General features: G+C 64.8%; 12 protein-coding genes. 8 read left to right on the forward strand and 4 right to left on the reverse strand.

From position 1 onward, the window contains the following. Positions 1 to 7: 7 nt before the first annotated feature. From AC2CQI_RS09410 to AC2CQI_RS09425, 4 genes are all read right to left on the reverse strand, one after another. Positions 8 to 9,535, reverse strand: a complete 9,528-nt coding sequence (locus tag AC2CQI_RS09410; protein ID WP_484579976.1) for a beta strand repeat-containing protein — start codon at positions 9,533 to 9,535, stop codon at positions 8 to 10. A 39-nt stretch (positions 9,536 to 9,574) separates the two neighbouring features. Then, on the reverse strand, positions 9,575 to 11,170 hold the full coding sequence (locus tag AC2CQI_RS09415; RefSeq protein WP_484579977.1) for a ShlB/FhaC/HecB family hemolysin secretion/activation protein: 1,596 nt from the start codon (positions 11,168 to 11,170) through the stop codon (positions 9,575 to 9,577). Between the two features lie 1,429 nt (positions 11,171 to 12,599). Further along, positions 12,600 to 13,892 carry an ATP-binding protein gene (locus AC2CQI_RS09420; RefSeq protein ID WP_484579978.1) on the reverse strand — a complete coding sequence of 431 codons (1,293 nt, stop codon included), beginning with the start codon at positions 13,890 to 13,892 and terminating at the stop codon, positions 12,600 to 12,602. Beyond that, positions 13,889 to 14,632 carry a response regulator gene (locus AC2CQI_RS09425; protein WP_075805105.1) on the reverse strand — a complete coding sequence of 248 codons (744 nt, stop codon included), beginning with the start codon at positions 14,630 to 14,632 and terminating at the stop codon, positions 13,889 to 13,891. Before AC2CQI_RS09425 ends, AC2CQI_RS09420 begins: the two co-directional genes overlap by 4 nt. Before the next feature lie 217 nt (positions 14,633 to 14,849). Between AC2CQI_RS09425 and AC2CQI_RS09430 the strand changes: the two genes are divergently transcribed. From AC2CQI_RS09430 to AC2CQI_RS09465, 8 genes are all read left to right on the forward strand, one after another. Beyond that, positions 14,850 to 16,058, forward strand: a complete 1,209-nt coding sequence (locus AC2CQI_RS09430; protein ID WP_484579979.1) for a cytochrome c biogenesis protein DipZ — start codon at positions 14,850 to 14,852, stop codon at positions 16,056 to 16,058. Between the two features lie 12 nt (positions 16,059 to 16,070). Next, entirely contained in the window at positions 16,071 to 17,087 is a 1,017-nt protein-coding gene (locus AC2CQI_RS09435) for an alpha/beta fold hydrolase (RefSeq protein WP_484579980.1), read from the forward strand. Positions 17,088 to 17,289: 202 nt separating this feature from the next. Further along, the gene (locus tag AC2CQI_RS09440; protein ID WP_484579981.1) at positions 17,290 to 18,186 is read left to right on the forward strand and encodes a LysR family transcriptional regulator; all 897 of its coding nucleotides are present in this window, start codon (positions 17,290 to 17,292) and stop codon (positions 18,184 to 18,186) included. 136 nt (positions 18,187 to 18,322) lie between these two features. Further along, positions 18,323 to 19,246 carry a hydroxymethylglutaryl-CoA lyase gene (locus AC2CQI_RS09445; RefSeq protein ID WP_484579982.1) on the forward strand — a complete coding sequence of 308 codons (924 nt, stop codon included), beginning with the start codon at positions 18,323 to 18,325 and terminating at the stop codon, positions 19,244 to 19,246. A gap of 10 nt (positions 19,247 to 19,256) precedes the next feature. Then, positions 19,257 to 20,441, forward strand: coding sequence for a CaiB/BaiF CoA transferase family protein (locus tag AC2CQI_RS09450; protein ID WP_484579983.1), 1,185 nt, complete (start codon positions 19,257 to 19,259; stop codon positions 20,439 to 20,441). Positions 20,442 to 20,456: 15 nt separating this feature from the next. Then, positions 20,457 to 20,981, forward strand: a complete 525-nt coding sequence (locus tag AC2CQI_RS09455; protein ID WP_484579984.1) for a gamma carbonic anhydrase family protein — start codon at positions 20,457 to 20,459, stop codon at positions 20,979 to 20,981. A 64-nt stretch (positions 20,982 to 21,045) separates the two neighbouring features. Continuing rightward, positions 21,046 to 22,365, forward strand: coding sequence for an MFS transporter (locus AC2CQI_RS09460; RefSeq protein ID WP_484579985.1), 1,320 nt, complete (start codon positions 21,046 to 21,048; stop codon positions 22,363 to 22,365). Between the two features lie 57 nt (positions 22,366 to 22,422). Beyond that, complete coding sequence (locus AC2CQI_RS09465; RefSeq protein ID WP_484579986.1) at positions 22,423 to 23,712, forward strand: OprD family porin; 1,290 nt, start codon at positions 22,423 to 22,425, stop codon at positions 23,710 to 23,712. The last annotated feature ends 109 nt before the right edge of the window (positions 23,713 to 23,821 follow it).

A 23,821-nucleotide genomic window follows, 5' to 3' on the forward strand; every position in this document is an offset into this window, starting at 1 on the left:
TTCCGACTTACTTGTTGTAAGTCATCACCCCGTCTTCGCCTTCGACGAAGCCGTTGTACGGCGTGACCTGCTTGGTCGTCAGCAGGCCCGCATCGAACAGCTTCTCGGGACCGGTCTGCTGGACGATCGCCGGCTGCAGCAGCGCTTCCATGAAGCGACGGCTTTCGGCCAGGCTGCCGCCGATGACGCGGCTGCCCAGGTCGACCTGCGACGAGTCGTTGACGTCGCCCATCAGCTCCTGGATCAGCGCGGCATTGCCGTTGTCCGCCTTGATCGACACCTGCCATGCGCGCACGTTGGCCACGCCCGGCATGTTGTCGAGGACCTGCGGTGCAACGAACACCACCTTGCCGCCACCCATGTTGTTGGCCGTCTGGATCGACGCCACCTTGATGGTCTTGCCACCCTGGTAGCTGACGGTACCGGTGTCGGTGCTGGTGGTGCTGCCGGCCGCCATGACCACGTCACCGCTACCCGTGACGCTGACATTGCCGCGACCGCTGGTGCTGATATCGGCGTTCTGGTTGACGTTGGTACCGCTCAGGGCAATGTTGCCCGCGCCGCCATTGCTGACCGCACCGTTGACGTTCAGGTCGCCAGCGCTAGTCAGGGCGATGTTGCCCTGGGCAGTCGACAGACCGCTCACGTTCAGCGCCGCAGTCGAGGTGCTGTTCAGGTTGGCACCGCCGTTGCCGCCGTTACCCGCCAGGGTCCGGACGTTGACGTCGAACGCGTTGCCGCTCTGGCCGACGCCGCTGGCCGCGACCAGGTTGGCGCTCTGCGCGTTGACGTTGCTCGCCGCGTTGCCGTTGGCATCGAGGATCGCACCGGCGTTGGCGTTCAGGTTGACCGCATGACCGCTGGCATTGACCACATCCACACCGATGTTGCCGGTGCGGCTGGTGACCGAGACGTCACCGTTGGCGCTGTTGACGGTCAGGCGATTGAGGCCGTCGGCCTCGTCGATGGCGATGTTGCCGCTGCCGGTGACCTGGGCGTTGACGCTGCTGCCTTGGGTCTGCGTAGCGATGCCATTGCTGGCGGTCAGGTTCAGCGCGTTGCCCTGGACCCGGGTGTTGGCATTGCCATCGTCGACCAATTGGCCGTTTTCGGCAGACAGGCTCACCGAGCCGCTACCGCTGACCGCACCCACGGTTGCGTTGCCGTCGGCCACGCTGACCGAGACATTGCCGTTGCCGGTACGCACCTGCTCAAGGGTGACGGCCTGGCTCTGCGCCAGGTTGACGTCGCCGCCGCTGGTGCTGGCCGCCACGGTGCTGCCGTGCAGTTGCAGTGCGCCCTGCTCGCCGTTGCCCAGGCCGGTAGCGGCATTGAGCTCGACGCGGTCACCGGTGATCCCGGTGGCCTGGGCCACACGGGACAGCAGGCGAGCGAAGAAGCTCGGCTGAGCCTGGGTGACGATGGCGCCGCTGGTGGAAGTCAGGCTGACGTTGTGGCTGCCGGCATCGACGGTCCGCACGGCCATGTCGCCACCGGCGTTGACGCGGATGTTGCCATCGGCGGTGCTCAGGCGATTCAGGCTGATGCCGTCGTCTTCGGCCAGGACCACATCACCGCTGCCGTTGACCCGGACCGTGGCGCTGTCCACCGCAGTGTGCAGGTTGACACCGGTTTCGGCGTTGACGTCCAGGCTGCCGCCCTTGACCAGGCCACCGGTGGCAGTAACCACCTTGCCGCTGGAGTTCAGCGAGAGGCTGTCGCCCTGCAGTTGCTTGACGCTGATATCACCGGCGCTGACCGCCACTTGGCCATTGGCCGCAGCGACGTCGTCGAGGGTGATGGCGTTGGCTTCGTCGACCACGATCGAACCGCTGCCAGCCTTGGCCACCAGGGTGTCGATATCGGTACGCAGCGCATCGTTGGTACCGATGCTGCCGCCCGCGTTGGCGGTCAGTTGCCTGGCCGTGACGTTGCGTGCCGCAGTGCCCTGGACCTGGATGTCACCGGTGGTGGCGGCCAGGTTGACGTTGCCGTCGGCAGTGCGGATCTCGTCGATCAGCAGGTTGTTGCCGGCCGTGTAGGTCACGTCACCCTGGCCGTTGACCAGGGTCTGCGCGCCAACGCTCATGATCAGGTCGCTGCCAGCGCTGGCATTGACCTGACCGCCAGCGGTCTGCACCAGCGCTTGCTGGGTCAGGTTGCCGACCAGCGCCTTCAGGTCAACGTTGCCGCCGCCGGTGCTCACCTGCTGCAGCGTGGCGTTGCCGCCAGCGCTGTAGTCGATGTTGCCGGTGCCGACCACGTTGGTCGTGGCTTCGGTGCTCAGGTCGCCGTCGGCATGGGCAGTGATAGTGCCGGCGCCGGTCTGTACCAGAGCATGCTGGGTCAGGTTGCCGGTGGCCTTCAGGTCGATGTTGCCGGTACCGGTGCTCACCTGCTGCAGGCTGACGTTACGGCCAGCGCTGTAGTCGATGTTGCCGGTGCCGACCACGCTGGTGGAGGCTTCGGTGCTCAGGTCGCCGTCGGCATGGGCAGTGATAGTGCCCGCGCCGGTCTGCACCAGCGCGTGCTGGGTCAGGTTGCCGGTGGCCTTCAGGTCGATGTTGCCGGTACCGGTGCTCACCTGCTGCAGGCTGACGTTACGGCCAGCGCTGTAGTCGATGTTGCCGGTGCCAACCACGCTGGTGGTGGCTTCGGTGCTCAGGTCGCCGTCGGCATGGGCAGTGATAGTGCCCGCGCCGGTCTGCACGAGCGCGTGCTGGGTCAGGTTGCCAGTGGCCTTCAGGTCGATGTTGCCGCTGCCGGTGGTCACCTGCTGCAGGTTGGCGTTACCGCCAGCGCTGTAGTCGAGGTTACCCGCACCGATCACGGTGGTGTCGTCTTCAGTGGTCAGGTCACCGTCGGCATGGGCGACGATGTTGCCGGCAACGGTTTGCACTACGGCGTGCTGGACCAGGTTGCCGCCAGCCTTCAGGCCGATATTGCCACCACCGGTGGTTACCTGCTGCAGGCTGGCGTTGCCGCCGGCGCTGTAGTCGATGTTGCCGGTGCCGTTCACGGTGGTGTCGGCCAGAGTGGTCAGGTTGCCGTCGGCCTTGGCGGTGATGTTGCCAGCACCGGTCTGCACGAGCTGGTTCTGGATCAGGTTGCCGCCCGCCTTCAGGTCGATGTTGCCGGCCGAGGTGGTGACTTGCTGCAGGTCCAGGTTACCGCCGGCGGTGTAGTCGATAGTGCCATTGCCAATGACAGCGGTCGGCGCCAGGGTGGTCAGGTTGCCACCGGCGTTGGCGGTGATATTGCCTTCGCCGGTCATGACCAGGGCGTTCTGGGTCAGGTTGCCCGCCGCGCCCAGGTTGATGTCGCCAGCGCCGGTATTGACCTGCTGCACGTTCAGGTTGCCGAAGCTGAGGTAGGTGATGTCGCCGGTCCCGATCACATTGGCGGTGTCCAGGGCCGTCACGTCACCCAGCGCGCCGATACGGATATCGCCTGCGCCGGTCTGTACCAGAGCCTTCTGGGTCAGGGTGCCCAGGGCGGTGAGCTGGATATCGCCCGCCGCACCGACCAGCACTTCCTGCTCGGCCACCAGGTTGCCGCCGGCATGGGCGGTGATGTTGCCTTCGTCCGTCTGCACCAGCCGGTTCAGGGTCAGGTCGCCCTGTTCAGCCTTCAGGTCGATGTTGCCGGTAACGGCATTCAGACGCTGCAGGCTGGCGTTGCCACCCGCCTTGTAGGTGATGTTGCCGTTGCCCTGGGAGGCCGAGAGCACGCCCGACTGCATGACGATATCGCCACCGGCCTTGACCGAGAGGCTGCCGTTGTTCGCCAACAGGGAAGCGTTCTGCTCCAGGTTGCCGCCCGCTTGCAGGCTGATCGCGCCGTCGACGCTGCTGACCACGCCTTCGTTAACGGTGAGGTTGCCGGCAGTGCCGACCTCGATATCGCCGCCGTTGGCGGTGACACCGAGGATGGACGGGTTGCCCAGGTTCGCGGTGACGCCGCCGATGACCAGGTCGCCGTCCAGGTCCTTGACCTTGACGCCGCCGTTACCGGTTTGCGCGACCAGCTTGTCGACCTTGACGTTCAGCGCCTTGTCGGTACCGATGCCGTTGATCGCCGACAGGGACAGGTTGCCCGCGTCGATATTGCTGTCGTCGCCGCTGCCGGCGTTGGTGATGGTGTCGCCGGATACCAGGGTCACGGTGTCGCTGGCGGTGCTGATGCGACCGACGTTCAGCGCGCCAGCGGTGGTGACGGTGACGTTGCCCTGCTCGGTTTCCAGGGTGCCGATGGTCAGGCTGTCGGCTTCGGCCAGGTTGACCTCGCCGCTGGCGGTGACATTGACGGTGTTGACCTTCAGGTCCAGGTGACGGTTGGCGTTGCTGCCCACCGCGCCGACGCTGCCGGCCGCGTTGATGTTCAGGGTGTCGGCGACGATCAGGGTGGTGTTGTCCTGGTCATCGGAGACCGCGCCATCGGCATGCAGGTCGATGGTGCCAGTGCCGGCACCGGCGTCGAGGCTGCCCACCACCACGGCACCGCCGGCCTTGAGGTCGATGTTGCCGCTGGCGGTCTTCAGGTTGCGTGCAGTCACGCCGTTGGCTTCACGCACGGTGATGTTGCCAGCGTTGGTGATGTCGGCGTTAAGGGTGTCGACTTCAGTGTCGAGGTCGATATTGCCGGCGGCCTTGGCCACCAGGGTACCGCCCTGGACATTGCGCTCGACGGTGTTGCCGTCGACGATCGCGCCATCGGTGGCAGTCAGGCTCACGGTGTGGCTGTGAGTGCTGTCTTTCACCAGTTGGTCGATCTTCAGCGAGCCATCGGTGGTGACGCTGATATCGCCGGCACCGGTGATGCCCTTGACCGCGCCCTGGGTACCGATGGTCAGCAGTGCGCCGCCATTGGCGTTGACGATGGCCACACCGCTGTTGCCGGCGTCCGCTGCAACACGGTCGGTCTTGGTGTTGACCGCTTGCAGGGCACCGATGCCGTTGCCGGCGACCATTTTCAGGTCAGGGGTGACCAGCACACCGCCCTGGCCGAGGATGGCCTGGCCAGCCTTGAGGCTGATGGAGGTGTTGCTGTTGACGGTACCGACCACGCCGACGTTGCCGGTGGCTTCGGCGACGATCTTCTCGCCGGCGGCGACGGTGATGTCACCCAGGCCCAGGCTGCCGGTGGAGTTCAGGTACAGGCTGGAGTCGATGACCCCGCCGTTGTTGATGTCCAGGCGGTTGGCGGTGATGCCCAGCGGCTTGTCGGCGGAGCTGTCGATCTGCTGGTTCAGGTCGTAGGCGGCCACGGCCTGCTTGCGCACCTGGAGGGCGGCGTCGCGGGCAGTGTTGGCCTTGAACACGGCGAGGTCGGCCGTGGCCTTGGAGGTCGCGGTGGTGTCGCGGATCTGGGTGGTGGTCGCCAGGTTGGTGGCGGCGGTGTAGACCGCGGCGTTGGCCACGTCCAGGGTGTTGTTCAGCTCGACCAGCAGGTCCTGCTGCGGTGCCAGGCTGTAGCGCTCGTAACTGTCAAGGGCCAGGGACGCGGCGGACATCACCAGGTCGACCACGGCGAAGGCGGCGTCGGCACCGGCGTCACCGGAGAACGGAACGGCCTGGGCGGCACCGGCGATCACGGCGGCGGCGTTGCGCACCACGGTGGCGGCGTTCAGCGCGGTGTTCAGCGCGTCGGCCTTGGCGGACATGCTGTCGACCTTGGCCGACTGCGCGTTGGCGTTGATCTCGGACAGACGCTGGGTCAGTTCGGCCAGGCTGTTCTGCAGGGTGGCCGAGGTGACCAGCGCCTCGTAGTCCTTCAGTTGCTGGATCAGGATGTTCAGTTGCAGCAGCTTGGCCGCCGCTTCCGCGTCGCGCGCCGAGTATTCGGCGATGGCGGTGTCGCGGGTCAGCTCGGCGGTGTGCTCGCTCGGGGTGCTGGCGGTCAGGCTGACGTTATTGCCGCGGATGTTCTGCGCGGTGCCGTTGCCGTCGAGGATCACGCCGCCGGCCGAGGCCACGGTGACGTTGCCGGTGCTGCCGGCATCGAGCATGCCGATGGTGATGTTCGACTGCGCCTGCAGGGTGATGTTGCCGCCGTCGGTCTTCAGGTTGCCGGCGATGATCACGCCGTCGTAGCCCGGCACCTGGGAACTGGCCTTGGAGGTGGCGATCAGGGTGATGCTGCCGCCACCCGGCAGGTAGATGGTGTCGTTCTGGTTGAGGAAGACGATGTTGCCCGAGGTCGCCTTCAGCACCAGCGAGCCGCCATCCATGGTGATGGTGCCGCCGTTGTTGTCGAGGATGGTGATGGCGGTAGCGACGATGTTGATCGCGCTGGTGCCCTTGCCGGTCAGGGAGCTGGCGTCCACGGCCACCGCGCCGGCGTTGGTCGCGGTCACGCCCGCGCTGCCGCCCGCGGCGGAGAGGAAGCTGACGTCCAGGGCGAGGTCGCCCTGCTGGCCGATGCCGTTCGGCGCGCTGATGTCCAGCGAGCGGGCGACGACGTTGGCCTTGCTGCGGTCGGTACGGCCATCTTCGATGCTGCCACCGGCAGCGATCTTGACGTTGTTGCCGCCGGCATCGACGTTACCCAGCTTGATGGAGCCATCGGCGTCGATCTGGATGTCGCTGCCGGTGCCACCGCTGGTGACCTGGACCAGGGACAGCAGGTTGCCGTTGCTCTGGCGTGCGTAGATACCGCCGTTGGCGGCGTCGATCACCAGGTTGTCGACCTGGATTTCCAGGGCGTCGCCGCTGGTACCGAAGGACTTCACCGCCGCGGTCAGGCCGCTGGTGATGAAGTTGGCGGCGCTGCCGTTGCCGTCGGTGACGTTGCCGGTGACCTTGAAGTCGATGGTGCCGCTGGCCTGCAGTTGGCCAACCACGGTGTCACCCGCGTTCTGGAAGGCGATCTTGCCGCTGGAGGCAAGCACGTCCAGCAGGCTGATGGCGCCGCTGTTGGAGAAGTTCACGTCGCCGCCGGTGGCGGTCAGGTTCACTGCGCCGCCAGCTACCTGGCTGGACAGGGCCTTGCTGCTGGTGCCGATGGAGGCACCGGTAACGTTCAGCGAGCCGGCCGAGATCGGCGTGCCCACGGCGTCGGCGGCAGTGGTCACGGCACCACCGGCGCTGAGGTCCACGGCTTTCTTGGCGATGACCGAGTTGACTGCGAGGTTGCCGGTCTGGGTCGCGGTGATCGCGCCGTTGGTGGCGTTGGCCTTGGCGGTCAGGGTCAGGTCGCTGGAGGTGTTGGCGAGGTTGACGGTGCCATTGCGGCTGGTCACGTTCAGGCTGCTGGCCTGGGTGGCCAGGGCCGTACCAACGGCGCCGACACTGCCGGATGCGTCGATGACCACGTCCTTGCCGACCACGCTGCCGCTGCCCTGGGTGATATCACCGGCGGCGGTCAGGGACACGTTCTTGTCGGCACCGGCGTCGATGCCATTGAGCTTCAGGCCGGCGGCGGTGTTGGCGAAGGACAGGTCCAGCGCCTGGGTGCGGTTCAGGGTCAGGGTGCCGAGGGTGCGGCTGTAGACCAGCGAGCCACCGGTGAAGGCGACGTTGGTGTCACCGTTCGGGGTGGTTACCGACAGTGCGCTCAGGGCCTTGTCGTTGGTCGCGTAGACGCCGGCCTGGGCGGCGGTGGTAGTGGCGGTCAGGGTATCGACGCTGGTGCCCAGCTTCTTCGCCGAGGTACCGATGCCGGACTTGCTCGAAGCAGTCAGGTCCTTGGCGGTGACGTTGGTGGTCGAGCCGCTGGCGGAGATGATGCTGCCGTTGTCGGCATTCAGGGTCACGGCGCCGCCGGTGGCGGTAAGGCTGCCGATGGTCATGTTGCCCTGGGTAGCGTTGAGCACGACGTTGTTGTCGGTGCCGGCAGCGGTGATGGTGCCGACGGTCAGGCCGTTGCTTTCGCTCAGGTACACGCCGCCGTTGCCGGCCGCCGCGTTGACGGTGTTGCTCTGGGTGCTCAGGGACTGGGCGGCGTCACCGATCTCGCCACCGGCGGACAGGTTGACGCTACGACCGACCAGCGAGGTGCCGGCCTGGGCGGCAAGGATGCTGCCGGTGTCGGAGGTGACGCTCAGGCCGTTGGTGGCCGAGACGGTACCGGTGAGGATCACGCCTTCGCTGGCCTGGACCTTGACGTTCTTGGTCCCGGTGCTGCCGTTGCTCAGGGTGATCGCGCCGCTGTTGTCCACCGCGCCGGACACCGAGGACTGGCCGTTGATGGTGATCTGCTCGCGGGCGACCACGTCGCCAAGGATCAGCGCGCCGTCGTTCTTGACGTTGATGCCGCCGTTCTGGGTCGAGGCAGAGAGCACGCCGACCTTGGTGTTGACCGCGGTGCTGTCGCTGCCGACCGCGCCGTCGGCGACCAGCTTGGCCGAGTAGCCGGTGACGTTGGCCTTGGAGGTGTCCGCAGAAGTAATGGAACCGTTCTGCGCGGTGATCACCACGCTGCCGCCAGCTGCCGGGGTACCGGCCTTGACGTCGCCCAGGGCGACGCCGCCGCTGACGTCGGTGACCAGCACGTTGCCACTTTGCGAGGAAGCGTTGAGCACGTCGGCATCGACGGTGAGCGCGCCTTCTTCGGAACCGATCGAGGCGCCTTCGTCCTTCACGCTGAGGTTCAGGGTGCCGGCGCGGGTCGAGCTGTTGGCGCCGGTGGTGATGGTCTTGCCGGCGGTCAGGGTCGCGGTGGTGGCCGCTGCGGTGCCGACGCCCTTGATCACGTTGTTCTGGACGATATCGCCCGCTTCGATGGTCAGGTCGGTGGCTTCGATGATGCCGCTGTTGTTGACCACCGAGCTCATCAGGCCGCTGGCCGAATTGCCCTGCATCAGCACGGTCTGGGCGGTCACGGTGCCGCTGTTCTTGACGCCGGTCAGGTCGTTACCGGTGGCGGCGGCCAGGGTGTCGGCGCTGACGCTGAAGTTGATCAGGTTGCTGCCTTGCAGGTTGACCGTGAAGCGGTCACCGGCGGCCATGGTCACGCGGCCGACGTTGGCGATGACGAAGCCGGAGTTATCGACTTTTGGCGCGACCAGGTAGACGAAACCACCGCTACCCGCGGTGATGGTGCCCTGGTTGGCGACGCTGGCCAGGTCCTTGCCGGCGACCTGGGCGAAGTTCAGCTGGCCGCCGTCGATGAAGCTCTGGTCGGTGACGTCGAAGGTGGTGGCCAGCAGGCCGGCCACGTCGACCTGGGAGCCGGCACCGAAGACGATGCCGTTGGGGTTGATCAGGAAGATGTTGCCGTTGGCCTGCAGGGCGCCCTGGATGTTCGAGACCTGGCTGCCCAGCACCCGGTTCAGGGTGATCGAGTCGTTACCGGCGTTCTGCGCGAAGCGCACCAGTTCGCCCGCGTCGATGCTGAAATCGGTCCAGTTGATGATGCCCTTCTGCAGGGCCTGGGTGATCACCAGCTCGTTGTTGTTCATGGTGCCGATGCTGATGCCGCCCTGCACCGCGACGCCGCCGGTCGGGCCTGCCAGCGCAACCGAACTGGTCGCGCCGATGACGGAAACCGAAACCGCCTTGATGAATCTCTGTGTGCCTTTCTTCTTGCGGGACATAAGTACTTACCTGTGCAAATGGGGTGTGGTTTCCGGGGCTCAGAAGCGATAGCGGGCCTGGGCGTAGACGTAGGAGCTGTCTTCGGTCTTGTCACCGATCGGCACTCCGAAATCGACGCGCAGGTCGACGCTGTCGATCGGCCGGGCCAGCAGGCCGATGGCGGCACCGCTCAGGTCCTGATGGTCGTCCTGGCCGACCAGCGGGTCCTTCAACCAGACCTGACCGTGGTCCAGGCGCGCAGTGGCCTGGTAGCGGTCGTTGTCCTTGAACAGCGAATAACGGCCCTCGAGGCTGGCGGTAAAGCCGTGGTCGCCCGAGTAGGTGGAAGGCGCATGGCCGACCACCGAGTTGAAACCACCGACGCCCCACTGCTCGCTGGAGACCAGCGAATCCAGCGAGTACTGGCCGGCGATACGCGGGATCACCAGGAAGCGCGGGGTGATCTGCTGCAGGCGAGCCACGTCGAAGGTGAACTTGGTGAACTTGTTGTCCGCCTTGGCGGCGGCGCGGCTGGACATCAGCGAGTCGTCGTCCATGCCGCCCAGGGCCTCGCCGAGGCCGTAGTGCAGGCCGGCGGTGGCCAGGGTGCGGCCGTACAGGTCGGAGTTGTCCAGGTTCAGGCTGAAGCGCAGTTTGCGGATCTTGTCTTCGGCGGTACGCACGCCGAGGATGCTCTGCTCCAGGTCCTGGGATTCCAGCCAGGCTTCGGCGGTGACGATGCTGCGCGCGGAACGCACGAAGTCCTGGGACACGCCCAGGCCCCAGCTCTGGTTGTCACCCTCGATCTCCAGCACGCGATAGGTGTTGCCGACGTCGACGTTACCTTTCGAGAAGTAGGCGCGGGCCTTGGTGCCCTGGGCGTTGAGCGGCAGGCTGTAGTCGACGTAGCCGTACCACAGGTCGCCGTCGCCGACCGAAGTCAGGGCCAGGACGTTGGCTTCGTCGCCGTGGCCGGTCAGGTTGGCGAACTTCAGGCTCGGCATCAGGCGGGTTTCGCCGGTGTCCTTGCTGCCGTAGTTGTTGATTTCCATGGCGCCCTGGATACGCGGCGCCTCGGTGACGTCGACCACCAGGTCGGTGGAACCGGTCTGCACGCCAGGCTGCAGGGTCGAGGTGACTTCGATGCCGGACAGGCGGTTCAGGTGGGTCAGCGCGCGCTCGACCTGTTCCAGGGTGAACGGCTTGCCTTCGACCACGCCGCCGGCGGTCAGGGCGTCGTGCACCTGTTCCGGGGTGAAGCGCTTGGCGCCGGTGACCTGGACATTGCCCAGCCAGCCTTCCAGCACCACCAGCTTGAGGGCCGGCTCGTTGGCGAAGTCCTGGGCCGGGACCACCACCTTGACCAGGCGGTAGTTGGCGGCTTGGTAGTAGGCCTCGATCTTGGCAGCCAGGGCCTTCATCTCGACCAGGCTCATGGGCCGGCCAATGTCGTTGGCGATCTGCGCGCTGAGCTGCTCGCTGGTGAAGGTGCGGTTACCGCTGAACTCGACGGCCTTGACCATCACCCGGCTCTGGGAGGCCTGGGCCGGAGTGGCCGGGGCCGCGCTTTCGCTGGCCATCGCGGCATTGGCTGTCATCACGGCAAAACCGAGGGCGCACAGCAGCGCCTTCGCCGGTACGGGGGAATTGAACATGGGAACCTTGCTGTCAGTTATTGGCGAGGAGGTTGCGCGGGACAGGTGTGTCGAGCGTCGTGATACATCCGGCATCGTTGTTTCTCTAGCGATTAAGCACACTCGAGCGACGCCCCAAAACAGGGCGACGAACAGTCCTTTGGTAAACCGTTTGCATTGTTTCGGGCATACGAGGCCCTGGCCGAAAATAGTCAGCCAATTCATTTTTTTAGTTGGGCACACACAAGCGGCTTCGAGGAAGCTTGCACGCAAAGTAGTTTACCACTCCCCCCGCAAGTCCTTCGCAGTCACGACCAATAGCATGGTCTGGGTAGAGTTGGCGCATTAATAGCGCCGTTAGCAATAACGGTCAACGGCAAGTTGCTGATATTTTTTGACGCCGAGGGTTTGACGCGACGAAGTGCAACTTTCATAAGTGCGCAAAATAATCGACCCACGGGTCAGAACCATGCCCGCAGCCCTTGCAGAACAAGGGATTCACAGCGACGCAAGGCTGTCCCGCAAATATTTTGCGCGCAAGTAAAAATGCAGAAAGTTATACTTTCTGGGTACAAGCAGAAAACGTATTCGATGAGGCGCTCATATAAATCGCATCCAGGAAACGCAGATAAAATAATACTGGTATCAGCAGCAAAGTTAACAACCAAAAGAGAGCCGATACAAATAAACCAAAATAAAATGCAGAGAAAAACCTGAACAGAAAACTGCGAACCTATTAGAACAAATTAAAATAGAGGAAAAGTCCGAGTATATTGACGACCTGAGAGTCGGGTTCGGCGAGAAAAAACTCAAGAGAACATCGCATTCCATTGGTGAGTTACGAACGTCGAGCGCCGAAAAAGAGCACCGTTGAATCACGCCCGATTCGCTCCGAAATCACCTGATAAATAATGTGAAGCGCATCACAAAAACGACGCGGAGCAATGATTACGGGGGTGGCAGTCATCAGCCACTGTGAGCCGGCCTGGCCAGCAGGTAACTCGCCTTAGGGTGCAAAGATGCGTGGCTTCGAACAGATAGTTGATAGCTTAATGATGGCACCTCCATTTGGAGGTTATGCCTTTCCGCTATCACCCGAATGCCAGCTTACAACCAAAGATAGAACCCAACTGAATGGCCTTATAGCCATTTCGAATCACTCATGTGAGTGGATGTATCAAAATGTGAAATTCATTCCCGGGTCTGCCTGGATAGGCCCGGAGACCTTGTCGTACAACTAACCTGATGGCATACCAAGTGGCTGGATGATGGCAATCACATAGCGCCGGTCATCGGCAAAATGTTCATCGAACTGCTGTTACTGGAACTTCTTTGCAAATGCGTAGTCTGCGTCGAGTTGAGCTGTCCTCCCGGGCCTCATCGCTGGCAAGCCAGCTCCCACAGGTTCTGCGTGCGCCGCGGACACTGTGGGAGGCCCTGAGGAGAGACACTAGACCAAGGGCAATCTCACCTCGGCACACAAGCCACCCTCCTGCCGATTGCCCAAACGCAGCTCTCCCCCCAGGCTCACCGCCAGCTGCGCCGCAATCGCCAGGCCCAATCCCGTACCACCGGTATCCCGGTTACGCGAGCTTTCCAGGCGGTAGAACGGCTTCACCACTTCCCCCAGCAGCGCCTCGGGTATCCCAGGCCCGTTGTCCAGTACCTGGATCGACAGGCCGGCACCACCCTCCTCGAGCACGCGCACCCACGCTTCACCACCGAACTTCAGGGCGTTGTCGATCAGGTTGGTCAGCAGCCGACGCAACGCCTGCGGCCGGCTGCTGACCAGCAGATCGCCGGTTTCCAGCAGTTCCACCGCCCGCCCGACATCGCGGTAGTCGAACACCAGGCTGTCGAGAAACGCCTTCAAGCGGATCCGGCTCCGCGCCTCGGTCGAAGGCTCGGTGCTGCGGGCATAGGCCACGCCCTCCTTGACCAGGTGACGCATCTCCTCAAGGTCGCTGGCGAGCTTGTCCTTGTCCGCCGAGTCGTCCATGAACTCGACCCGCAGCTTCATCCGGGTGATCGGCGTCTGCAGGTCGTGGGAGATGGCGGCGAGCAGTTGCACGCGCTCCTTCACATAAGCGGCGATCCGCTCCTGCATGCGGTTGAAGGCTACGGCAGCCTGCACCACCTCGCTCGGGCCCTGTTCTTCCAGACGCTGGCCTTGCTGGTTGAGGTCGAGGTTTTCCACGGCGCTGGCCAGGTGGGCAAGCGGGCGCATCGCCGTGCGTACCGCCAGCCAGGTGCAGATCAGCAACAGGGCAAGCTGCCCGAGCAACAGCACCGGCAACCACGGCGACAACGGCATGATCGACGGCCGCACATCAATGGTCAGCGGCTGGCCATCGGCGAAACGCAGGTGGGCCTGGTAATGCGGGCGGACGTCGGGAATATCGCGAAAGCTCAAGGCGTAGTGCGCGCCCAGGGTGGTCTTGATCGATTGCACCGAGGCCGGTTCGTCGGTCATCTCGATGCCCGCTTCGCCCTGGTCCAGTTGGTAGCTGTAGTTCGGTCGCTGCAGGCGCGGCAGCCAGACCGGGCGCTCCGCTGCCGGCAGGCGTTCGAGAATCGCCACCGAGGTGTCGATGTCCTGCTCGAAGTTGCTCAGCATCAGGGTCCGCGCGCTGCTGTAGCGCTCGAAGGTCTGCAGGCCGAAGGACAGGCCATGGGCGAGGATCAGGCTGGCCAGGAAGATCAGCGACAGGCGCGAGGCCAGGCTGCGCGGCCAGCGCTTCATGAGCCGGCTCCGACCAGGCGCACCGGGAAGCTGAACACATAGCCTTCGCTGCGCACCGTCTTGATATAGGCCGGCTGGCGCGCGTCATCCAGCAGGCGCTGGCGCAGGCGGCTGACCATCAGGTCGATGGAGCGGTCGAACAGGTCGGCGTCGCGGCCCTGGGTCAGGTTGAGCAACTGGTCGCGACTGAGGATCCGCTGCGGATGGTCGAGGAATACCCGCAGCAAGCGGTATTCGGCCCCGCTCAAGGCGACCACGGTGTCCTGTGCATCGAGCAGGTGGCGCGCCGTGGTGTCCAGCCGCCAGGTGCCGAACTCAAGCAAGCGCGCCTGCTCGCTGACCTGCAGGTTCGGCGGCAGCATCCGCGTGCGTCGCAGCACGGCGTTGATCCGCGCCAGCAGCTCGCGGGCCGAGAACGGCTTGACCAGGTAATCGTCGGCGCCCATTTCCAGGCCGATGATGCGGTCGGTCTCATCGTCCCGCGCGGTCAGCATCAATACCGGTGTGGCTCGGTGCTTGCCGGCGCGCAGTTCGCGGCAGAGCACCAGGCCATCGTCGCCGGGGAGCATGATGTCGAGGATGATCAGGTCGACCTGGCCGGCTTCAAGGTAACTGCGCATCTGCCGGCCATCGGCGGCCAGGGTGGTGCGCATGCCGTTCTTCTTCAGGTAGTTGCCCACCAGTTCGCGGATTTCGCGGTCGTCGTCGACGATCAGCACGTGATCAGCGTTGGAGTCCATTGCAGTGGCCTTGCTCAGCGGGAGGTGCGCTGAGTCTAGCGAGACGCCCCGGGGCTGGCAGCAGCCTTTGTAGGGTTTTGTATCAGGACGGTACACAGATACCAAAAGCGACAGCAAGGCCGTGGATCGACACATCCCGGATACCTCGGCGGCGTGAAATGCCTGGCAAGCGCCGATCTGCGGAGCGGCGCCCTCCCCCTCGCAACCGGAGAACGCCATGTTGATCATTGCCTTCCTGGGCGGCCTGCTGACCGTCCTCAGTCCCTGCATCCTGCCCGTCGTGCCCTTCGTCTTCGCCCGTGGCGGGCAGAGCCGCACTTCGATCCTGCTGACCCTCGGCGGCCTGGTCCTGACTTTCGCTGCCGTCTCGAGCCTGGCGGTGGTCGGCAGCGACTGGGTGGTCAAGGCCAATACCGGTGGCCGCTTCCTGGCCCTGGCGGTGCTGATGCTGTTCGCCCTGTCGCTGCTGGCGCCGCGCCTCGGCAGTTGGCTGGCCAGGCCCTTCGTGGCCCTGGGCAACCGGATCGCACCCAGGGCGTCGGCCTCGGGTCCGCTGGCTTCATTGCTGATCGGTGTCGCCACCGGCCTGCTCTGGGCGCCCTGTGCCGGACCGATCCTTGGCCTGATCCTCAGCGGTGCCATGCTCGCCGGGCCGAATGTCCAGACCAGCCTGCTGCTGCTCGCCTATGGCCTGGGCAGCGCGGTGTCCTTGGGCGTGCTGATCCTCGCCGGCAAGGGCCTGAGCCGGCGGCTGCGGCTGTCCCTGCCAACCCTCGAATGGCTGCGCCGCGGTACCGGCGTGGTGGTGCTGCTGGCCGCGGTCGGGATCGCCAGCGGCGGTACCCGCAGCCTGCTGGCGGACACCTCGTCGCAACTGTCCAACCGGGTCGAGCAGCAGGTGCTGAAGTCGGTCTCCACGGCCCTCGACCGCCTGATCGCCAAGGCCCAGGCCGCCACCGAACCGGACCTCTCGCCCAAGGGAAAAATGCCCTCGCTGGGCGGTGCCGTGGAGTGGATCAACTCCCCTGAACTCAGCGCCGAAGCCCTGCGCGGCAAGGTGGTGCTGGTGGATTTCTGGACCTTCGACTGCATCAACTGCCAGCGCACCCTGCCCTACGTGAAGCAATGGGCCGAGCGCTACGGCAAGGACGGCCTGGTGGTGATCGGCGTGCATACCCCGGAATACCCCTTCGAGCGGGTCCCGGCCAACGTGCGCAAGCAGGTGCAGAAGCTCGGCATCACCTACCCGGTGGCGATCGACAACGACTACGCCATCTGGCGCCAGTTCGCCAACCAGTACTGGCCCGCCCACTACCTGATCGATGCCACGGGCCAGGTGCGCTACGCCCACTTCGGCGAGGGCGCCTATGCCACCCAGGAACACGTCATTGAAAAACTGCTGGCCGAAGCCAAAACCACTCACTGAAGGAGCCTGACCATGAACACCCTCACCTCGATCTTCGCCGCCACCGCCCTGCACCTGGGCCTGCTGGGTGCCGTCCATGCCGATCAGGCCAGCACCCCGCAGATCGCCCCGATTGTCGCCGGCAGCCACACGACCCTCGGCCCGCTCAAGCACATCAAGGCCGGACTGCTGGATGTCGCCTATGCCGAGGTCGGCCCGGCCGATGGCCCGGTGGTGATCCTGCTGCACGGCTGGCCCTACGACATCCACAGCTACGCCGATGTCGCACCAGCGCTCGCCGAACAGGGTTACCGGGTGCTGATCCCCTATGCCCGGGGCTATGGCGAAACCCGCTTCCTCTCGCCGAAGACCCTGCGCAACGGCCAGCCGGCGGCGCTGGCGGAGGACCTGATCGCCTTCATGGATGCACTGCAGGTGAAGAGCGCGGTACTCGGCGGTTATGACTGGGGTGCACGGACCGCGGATATCGTCGCGGCGCTGTGGCCGGAGCGGGTCAAGGCGCTGGTGGCGGTCAGCGGCTACCTGATCGGCAGCCAGGAACTCGGCAAGAAACCGTTGCCGCCGGCTGCCGAGTTGCAATGGTGGTACCAGTTCTACTTCGCCACTGAGCGCGGTCGCGAAGGCTATGCGCAGAACACCCATGACTTCGCCAAACTGATCTGGAAGACCGCCTCGCCGCAGTGGCAGTTCGACGATGCCACCTACGACCGCAGTGCCGCGGCGCTGGCCAACCCGGACCATGTTGCGGTGTCGGTGTACAACTACCGCTGGCGGCTGGGCCTGGAAAAGGGCGAGGCACGCTATGACGCCATCGAGAAAAAGCTCGCCGGCTTCCCCGCGATCACGGTGCCGAGCATTGCCCTGGAAGGTGACGCCAATGGCGCGCCGCACCCGCCGGCCGAGGCTTATGCCAAGCGCTATACCGGGAAGTACGAGTACCGCCTGATCGAAGGTGGCGTGGGGCACAACCTGCCGCAGGAAGCGCCACGGGCGTTTGCCCAGGCGATTGTGGATGTGGATCGGATGTAGCCATCTCAAGTACACCACATCACCCTGTGGGAGCTGGCTTGCCAGCGATGACTTAGGTGAATTCACCGCCGCTATCGCTGCGGTTCGGCGGTCCGACAAGCCAGCTCCCACAGGGTCCGCGGCGCTCCTGCCGTTCTGGTTGCCCAGGTCTCGGCGGCCTGCGTATCCTGCACCGGCCTACATAAACACAAGGCCTCCCCTCATGTGGCACATCGACCCGATCTCCCTGCGCCTGTTCATCGCAGTCTGCGAGGAAGGCACCATCGCCCGCGCCGCCGAGCGCGAGTTCATTGCGCCGTCGGCGGTGAGCAAGCGCATCGCCGATATCGAGGCCGACCTTGGCGTGCCGATGCTGCGCCGCAGCAAGCGCGGGGTGACGCCGACCCCCGCCGGCCAGGCGCTGTTGCGCCATGCCCGGCAACTGATGCTGAGCATGGAGCGCCTGCAGGGGGAAATCAGCGAGTACGCCGAGGGTGCGCGGGGGCATGTGAAGGTTCACGCGAATATCTCGTCGATCATGGAGTTCCTCCCCGAGTCGCTGTCATCGTTCATGATGGCCAACGAGAATATCCGCGTGGATGTGGAGGAGCGCTTCAGCTTCGATGTGGTGCGCGGTGTGCTGGAGGGCCAGGCCGACCTGGGGATCTGCCGAAAGACCGTGTCCACCAGCGAGCTGGAATTCATCCCCTACCGGCGCGATCACCTGGCGCTGGTGGTCAACGAGCGGCATCCGCTGGCCGGGCGCAGCAGCATTACCCTCGGCGAGACCCTCGATTACGAGCATATCGGCCACTCGGCCTTCGCCACCCTCAACAGTTTCATGCAGAACACCGCCCAGGAACTGGGCCGGGAGCTGCGCATCCGCGCCCATGTGTCGTCGTTCGATGCGGCTTACCGGCTGGTCCAGGCCGGATTGGCCCAGACCATCCTGCCGCGGGAAGCAGTGACGCGCTATGCGGCGATGTTCGGGTTGAAGGTGATTCCGCTGACCGATGCCTGGGCCAAGGGGGAGTTCGTGATCTGCGTGCGTGACCAGGAGGCGCTGTCACCTTCGGCGCGGCGGTTGTTGAATCATCTGTTGGCGGAGATGCCCGCGTAGCAGGCTGCCCCCACAGGGTTCTGTGCGAACCGCATCGATCCATCGCCATCCACGATGGATACCCCCGCCAAAGACGTCTTTTCCCCCGCCCGCCCCCTGCCTACCTTAGGCGGCAGATCACCCCGCGAGAGATGCCATGACAAGAATAATCATCAATGAAGTCGGCATGCGCGATGGCCTGCAAAGCCTGCAGAGCATCATGCCCACCGACGACAAGAAACGCTGGATCGACCAGGCCTACGCCGCCGGCGTGCGCCATATGGAAGTCGCCTCCTTCGTCCCCCCCCGCCTGCTGCCACAGATGGCCGACGCCGCCGAAGTGGTCGCCCATGCCCTGACCTACCCGGACCTGAACGTCACCGTGCTCGCCCCCAACCTGCGCGGCGCCGAGAATGCCCTGGCCTCCGGCGCCCACCGGATCGTCGCGCCGATTTCGGTCAGCGCCGCCCATAGCCAGGCCAACGTGCGCCGCTCGCCGGAAGAGATGGTCGAGGAATTCGCCCGCATGTGCGACCTGCGCAGCAGCAGCGGGCGCGACAACGTCATCATGGTCGCCGGCATGTCCACCGCTTTCGGCTGCACCCGCCAGGGCGAAGTGCCCTTGGCCGACCTGTGCGCCCTGGTCCGTCGCGTGCTGGAAACCGGTTGCGAACAGATTTCCCTCGGCGATACCACCGGCTACGCCACCCCGGGCCAGGTCGGCGAGACCATCGATGCGGTCCGCGAGATCGCCGGCGCGAAGCTGCAAGCCGCACACTTCCACGACACCCGCGGCCTGGCCCTGGCCAACAGCCTGGTGGCGGTGCAGCACGGCATCACCGAGGTGGACGCCTCCCTCGCCGGCCTCGGCGGCTGCCCCTTCGCCCCCGGCGCCTCGGGCAATACCGTGACCGAAGACCTGGTGTTCATGCTGCAGAGCATGGGCTACGCCACCGGCATCGACCTGCAGCGCCTGATCGCCAGTCGCGAGCTGCTCAGCCGTGCCCTGCCCGGCGAGCCACTATACGGCTATATCGCCCGCGCCGGCCTGCCGAAGAACTTCGTCGCCCCCGCCGCCTGAGGAAACCACCATGCAACAGTTGCCACTCGACGGCGTGCGCGTCGTGGAAATGTCCCATATGGTCATGGGCCCCACCTGCGGGATGATCCTCGCCGACCTCGGCGCCGAAGTGATCAAGGTCGAACCGCTCAAGGGCGACGGCACCCGCCGCCTGCTCGGTGCCGGCGCCGGCTTCTTCCGTACCTTCAACCGCAACAAGCAGAGCCTGGCGGTGGATGTCGAGACGCCCGAGGGCCGCGATGCGGTGCTCAAGCTGCTGGACAGCGCCGATGTGTTCATCGAGAACTTCAAGCCCGGGCGCATGGACGCCCTGGGCTTTGGCTACAGCGCCCTGAAAGCCCGCAATCCGCGGCTGATCTATGCCACCCACAAGGGCTTTCTCGCCGGGCCCTACGACAAGCGCCTGGCCCTCGATGAAGTGGTGCAGATGATGGCCGGCCTGGCCTATATGACCGGGCCGGTGGGCCGGCCACTGCGCGCCGGCAGTTCGGTCAACGACATCATGGGCGGCATGTTCGGCGCTATCGCCGTGCTCGCCGCACTGTTCGAGCGCCAGCGCAGCGGCCAGGGCCGCGAGGTGCAAAGCGCGCTGTACGAGAACTGCGTGCTGCTGGCCGCCCAGCATATGCAGCAATACGTGGTCACCGGCGAGGCGGCGGCACCGATGCCCAACCGCATCAGTGCCTGGGCCATCTATGACGTGTTCGTTTTTGCCGGCGGCGAGCAGATGTTCGTCGCCGCCACCGGCGACGGTCAGTGGCGCACCCTGTGCACCCTGCTCGGCCAGCAAGCGCTGATGAACGACCCGACCTTGGCGACCAACAACGATCGGGTGTTGCAACGCCCACGCCTGCTGGCCCACCTGGCAGAGATCTTCGCCACCATCGACGCCCAGCAGCTGGCACCGCAACTGGAAGCCAGCGGCATTCCTTTCGCGCCGATCCGCCGTCCGGAAGAACTGTTCGACGACGAGCACCTGATCCACAGCGGCGGCCTCGCCCGCCTGGAGCTGGAAGATGGCAGCCATACCGAGATGCCCCTGCTGCCCTTCTCCCTCGATGGCGAACGCCTGGGCCCACGCCGCCCCATCGCACGGATCGGCGAGGACACCCTCACGGTGATGCGCGATCTCGGCTACAGCGACGACGAAATCGCCCGCCTGCGCGATGCCGGCGTGCTGCGCAGCGAACAATAAGAAGAGGACTGCAAGATGGCGATCTATGAATACGACGGCCAGCGGCCGGAACTGCACGACAGCGTCTACGTGGCCGAGGACGCCACGGTGATCGGCAAGGTGGCCCTCGGCCAGGGCGCCAGCGTCTGGCCCCAGGCGGTGCTGCGCGGCGACAACGAACTGATCGAGATCGGTGCCGGCAGCAACGTCCAGGAAGGCGCGGTGCTGCATACCGATCCGGGTTTTGCGCTGCGGGTCGGCAATGACGTGACCATCGGCCACCAGGTGATGCTGCACGGTTGCCAGATCGGCGACGGCAGCCTGATCGGCATCCAGTCGGTGATCCTCAATGGCGCGGTGATCGGCAGGAACTGCCTGGTCGGCGCCGGCTCAGTGGTTCCCGAAGGCAAGGTCTACCCCGACAACTCGTTGATCCTCGGCGTGCCGGCCAAGGTAGTGAGGGAACTCACCGACGAAAGCATCAGCAGCTTCCACAAGAATGCCCATGATTATGTGGAGCGTGCACAGATCCACAAGCGGACCCTGATCCGCATCGCCTGACCCGAGCCCGCCGCCCACGCAGGCGGCAAACACTCTCCGCACAATTACAAGAATGGAGAACACCATGACCACGTCCTCGACGGCGCTGGACATTCCACACGCCTCTGCACGCCTCAACGAACTGCTGCTGTACCGCCGGGTGGCCTGGCGGATCATGCCGCTGGCGATCATCTGCTTCCTGTTTTCCTATTTCGACCGTATCAATATCAGCTTCGCCAAGACCCAGATGCAGGCCGAACTGGGCCTGAGCGACGCCGCCTACGGCCTGGCGGCGAGCATGTTCTTCATCGGCTACGTGCTCTTCGAAGTGCCCAGCAGCTGGGGACTGAAGAAGTACGGGGCGCCGGCGTGGATCTGCCGGATCATGATTTCCTGGGGCCTGGCCACCGCCGCCCTGGTCTTCGCCTACACCCAGTACACCCTGTACTTCCTGCGTTTCCTGATCGGGGTGATGGAGGCCGGCTTCGGCCCGGCGATCCTTTTCTATCTCGCCTGCTGGTTCCCCAAGCGCTACCTGGCGCGGATCAACGGCCTGTGGTTCCTCGCCGTGCCCCTGGCCGGTGCGGTAGGGTCGCCGGCCGCCGGGCTGATCCTCGGCAAGATGGACGGCCTGCTGGGGCTGGCCGGCTGGCACTGGCTGTTCCTGCTCTCCGGCCTGCCCTGCGTGCTGCTCGGCCTGGCGGTGCTGTGGAAGCTGGACAAGGACATCGACTCGGCGAAATGGCTGAGCCCGGAGGAAAAGCACCAGCTCAAGGAAAACCTCAAGGCCGATCGCAAGGCGGACAGCAACAGCCACGGCTCGATCTGGCGGGTGCTGTTGACCTGGGAGGTCGGGGTGTTCGCGCTGATCTATTTCGTCATCAAGAGCGCCAGCTACGGCCTGAATTTCTGGATGCCCAACCTGATCCAGATGTCCGGGGTGCACGACCTGCTGATGGTCGGGCTGCTGAGTTCCTCGCCCTATATCGTCGCCTGCATCGGCATGCTGGTGGTGACCCGGCGCTCGGACAAGACCGGCGACCGCAAGAGCTACCTGCTCTGGTGCATGGTCGCCTCGGCCATCGGCTATATCCTCGCCTGCGGCTTCTCGGGCAATCCGGTGGCGCTGATGCTGGCACTGGTCCTGGCGACGGCCGGCACCTTCATTGCCATCCCGGTGTTCTGGACCATTCCCCAGTCGACCTTCTCCGGGCTGGGCATCGCCACCGGCACGGCGGCGATCAACTCCCTCGGGCAACTGAGCGGCATCGTCTCGCCGGCCATGGTCGGCTTCGTCAACGACCTGACCGGGGTCAGCTACATGGGCATGCTCTCCATCGTCCCGCTGATCCTCGGCTGCGTCGTGCTCATCGCGGTATTCGTGAAGAACCCGGCGAAAGCCTGAGCCCTCCCCTGTGGTCGGGCTGGTCTTCAGCCCGACCCGCTCCTGAAGGTAATAACAATGACAACAAGCACCTCCTGGTGGGCTTGCGCCGTGGGCGCGGGCCTGGGTTTCACCCTGCTCGCTCCGCAGGCTTCGGCGGATTTCCTGGCCGACGGCAAGGGCAAGCTGGAACTGCGCAATTTCTATTTCAGCCGGGATTTCCGCGATGGGTTTCCCAGCCAGTCGAAACGTGAGGAATGGGCGCAGGGTTTTATCGTCAACTGGCAGTCAGGCTTTACTTCGGGGCCGGTGGGTTTTGGTGTGGATGCGATCGGTATGCTCGGGCTGAAGCTGGATTCCAGTCCGGATCGTTCAGGTACCGGGTTACTGCCGCGCAATGCCGAAGGCCGTGCCGAGGATGATTATTCGAAGATGCTGGTGACCGCCAAAGTGCGCTTCGCCAAGAGCGAACTGCGTTATGGCGGGCTGAATCCGGTGCTGCCGCTGATCGCCTCGAACAATAGCCGGCTGTTGCCGCAGTACTTCAATGGCGGGCAACTGACCTCCCGGGACCTTGGCGACTTCACCTTCCACCTCGGCCGGGTCGACAAGGTCAAGCAGCGCGACTCGGCGGATTCGGAAGAGCTGACCACCATGGCCCAGGTGGGTGCCTGGTCCACCGCGATCCATAGCGACAGCTACACCTATGGCGGCGTCGATTACCAGCCGGTGCCCGAGCTGACCCTGAGCGCTCACGCCAGCGAACTGGAGGATTTCTACCGGCGTACCTATCTTGGGCTGAAATACTCGCTGCCGCTGGGGCCGGGCAAGGTGTTTACCGAGATCCGTCACTTCACCGCGCAGGAGACCGGGGCGAAGCTGATCGGCGAAGTGGATAACCGGGTGATCAGCAGCAACTTCGGCTATCAGCTGGGCGGGCACCGGATCAGTGGCGGGTACCAGAAGGTGGCCGGGGATACGGCCTATGCCTATCTCGGGGGGACCGATACCTACCTGTTCAGCGAGCAGCAGGCCTATACCTTCTCCCTGCAGGACGAGCGGGCCTGGCATGCGCGGTATGACTATGACTTTGCGGCGCTTGGGATTCCCGGGCTGAGCTTCACCCTGCGTTATGTGAAGGGAGATGACGTCGATGTCAGCCATGTGTCCACGCGCAAGGCCGCGTTGCTGCGGGCTGCCGGAGAGGACGGGCATGAATGGGAACGGACCACGGACCTGGCCTATGTGGTCCAGAGCGGGCCGTTGAAGAACCTCGGGCTGAGGTGGCGCAATGCGACGGCGCGGTCGAATCTGCAGGATGGGGTGGATGAAAATCGGGTTATTGTCAGTTACGAGATAGCGTTCTAGGTGAGCGCGCCGCATACCCTGTGGGAGCTGGCTTGCCAGCGATTTGGCCCGACCTGACAACATCATCGCCATTGTCGGCCTCATCGCTGGCAAGCCAGCTCCCACAGGG

This window comes from Pseudomonas sp. P2S-1 (genome assembly GCF_057197725.1).

Coding starts and splice junctions, on each gene's coding strand:
- AC2CQI_RS09430 (WP_484579979.1), top strand. CDS start 14,850: ATGTTGATCATTGCCTTCCTGGGCGGCCTGCTGACCGTCCTCAGTCCC.
- AC2CQI_RS09435 (WP_484579980.1), top strand. CDS start 16,071: ATGAACACCCTCACCTCGATCTTCGCCGCCACCGCCCTGCACCTGGGC.
- AC2CQI_RS09465 (WP_484579986.1), top strand. CDS start 22,423: ATGACAACAAGCACCTCCTGGTGGGCTTGCGCCGTGGGCGCGGGCCTG.
- AC2CQI_RS09420 (WP_484579978.1), bottom strand. CDS start 13,892: ATGAAGCGCTGGCCGCGCAGCCTGGCCTCGCGCCTGTCGCTGATCTTC.
- AC2CQI_RS09425 (WP_075805105.1), bottom strand. CDS start 14,632: ATGGACTCCAACGCTGATCACGTGCTGATCGTCGACGACGACCGCGAA.
- AC2CQI_RS09450 (WP_484579983.1), top strand. CDS start 19,257: ATGCAACAGTTGCCACTCGACGGCGTGCGCGTCGTGGAAATGTCCCAT.
- AC2CQI_RS09460 (WP_484579985.1), top strand. CDS start 21,046: ATGACCACGTCCTCGACGGCGCTGGACATTCCACACGCCTCTGCACGC.
- AC2CQI_RS09440 (WP_484579981.1), top strand. CDS start 17,290: ATGTGGCACATCGACCCGATCTCCCTGCGCCTGTTCATCGCAGTCTGC.
- AC2CQI_RS09445 (WP_484579982.1), top strand. CDS start 18,323: ATGACAAGAATAATCATCAATGAAGTCGGCATGCGCGATGGCCTGCAA.
- AC2CQI_RS09455 (WP_484579984.1), top strand. CDS start 20,457: ATGGCGATCTATGAATACGACGGCCAGCGGCCGGAACTGCACGACAGC.
- AC2CQI_RS09415 (WP_484579977.1), bottom strand. CDS start 11,170: ATGTTCAATTCCCCCGTACCGGCGAAGGCGCTGCTGTGCGCCCTCGGT.
- AC2CQI_RS09410 (WP_484579976.1), bottom strand. CDS start 9,535: ATGTCCCGCAAGAAGAAAGGCACACAGAGATTCATCAAGGCGGTTTCG.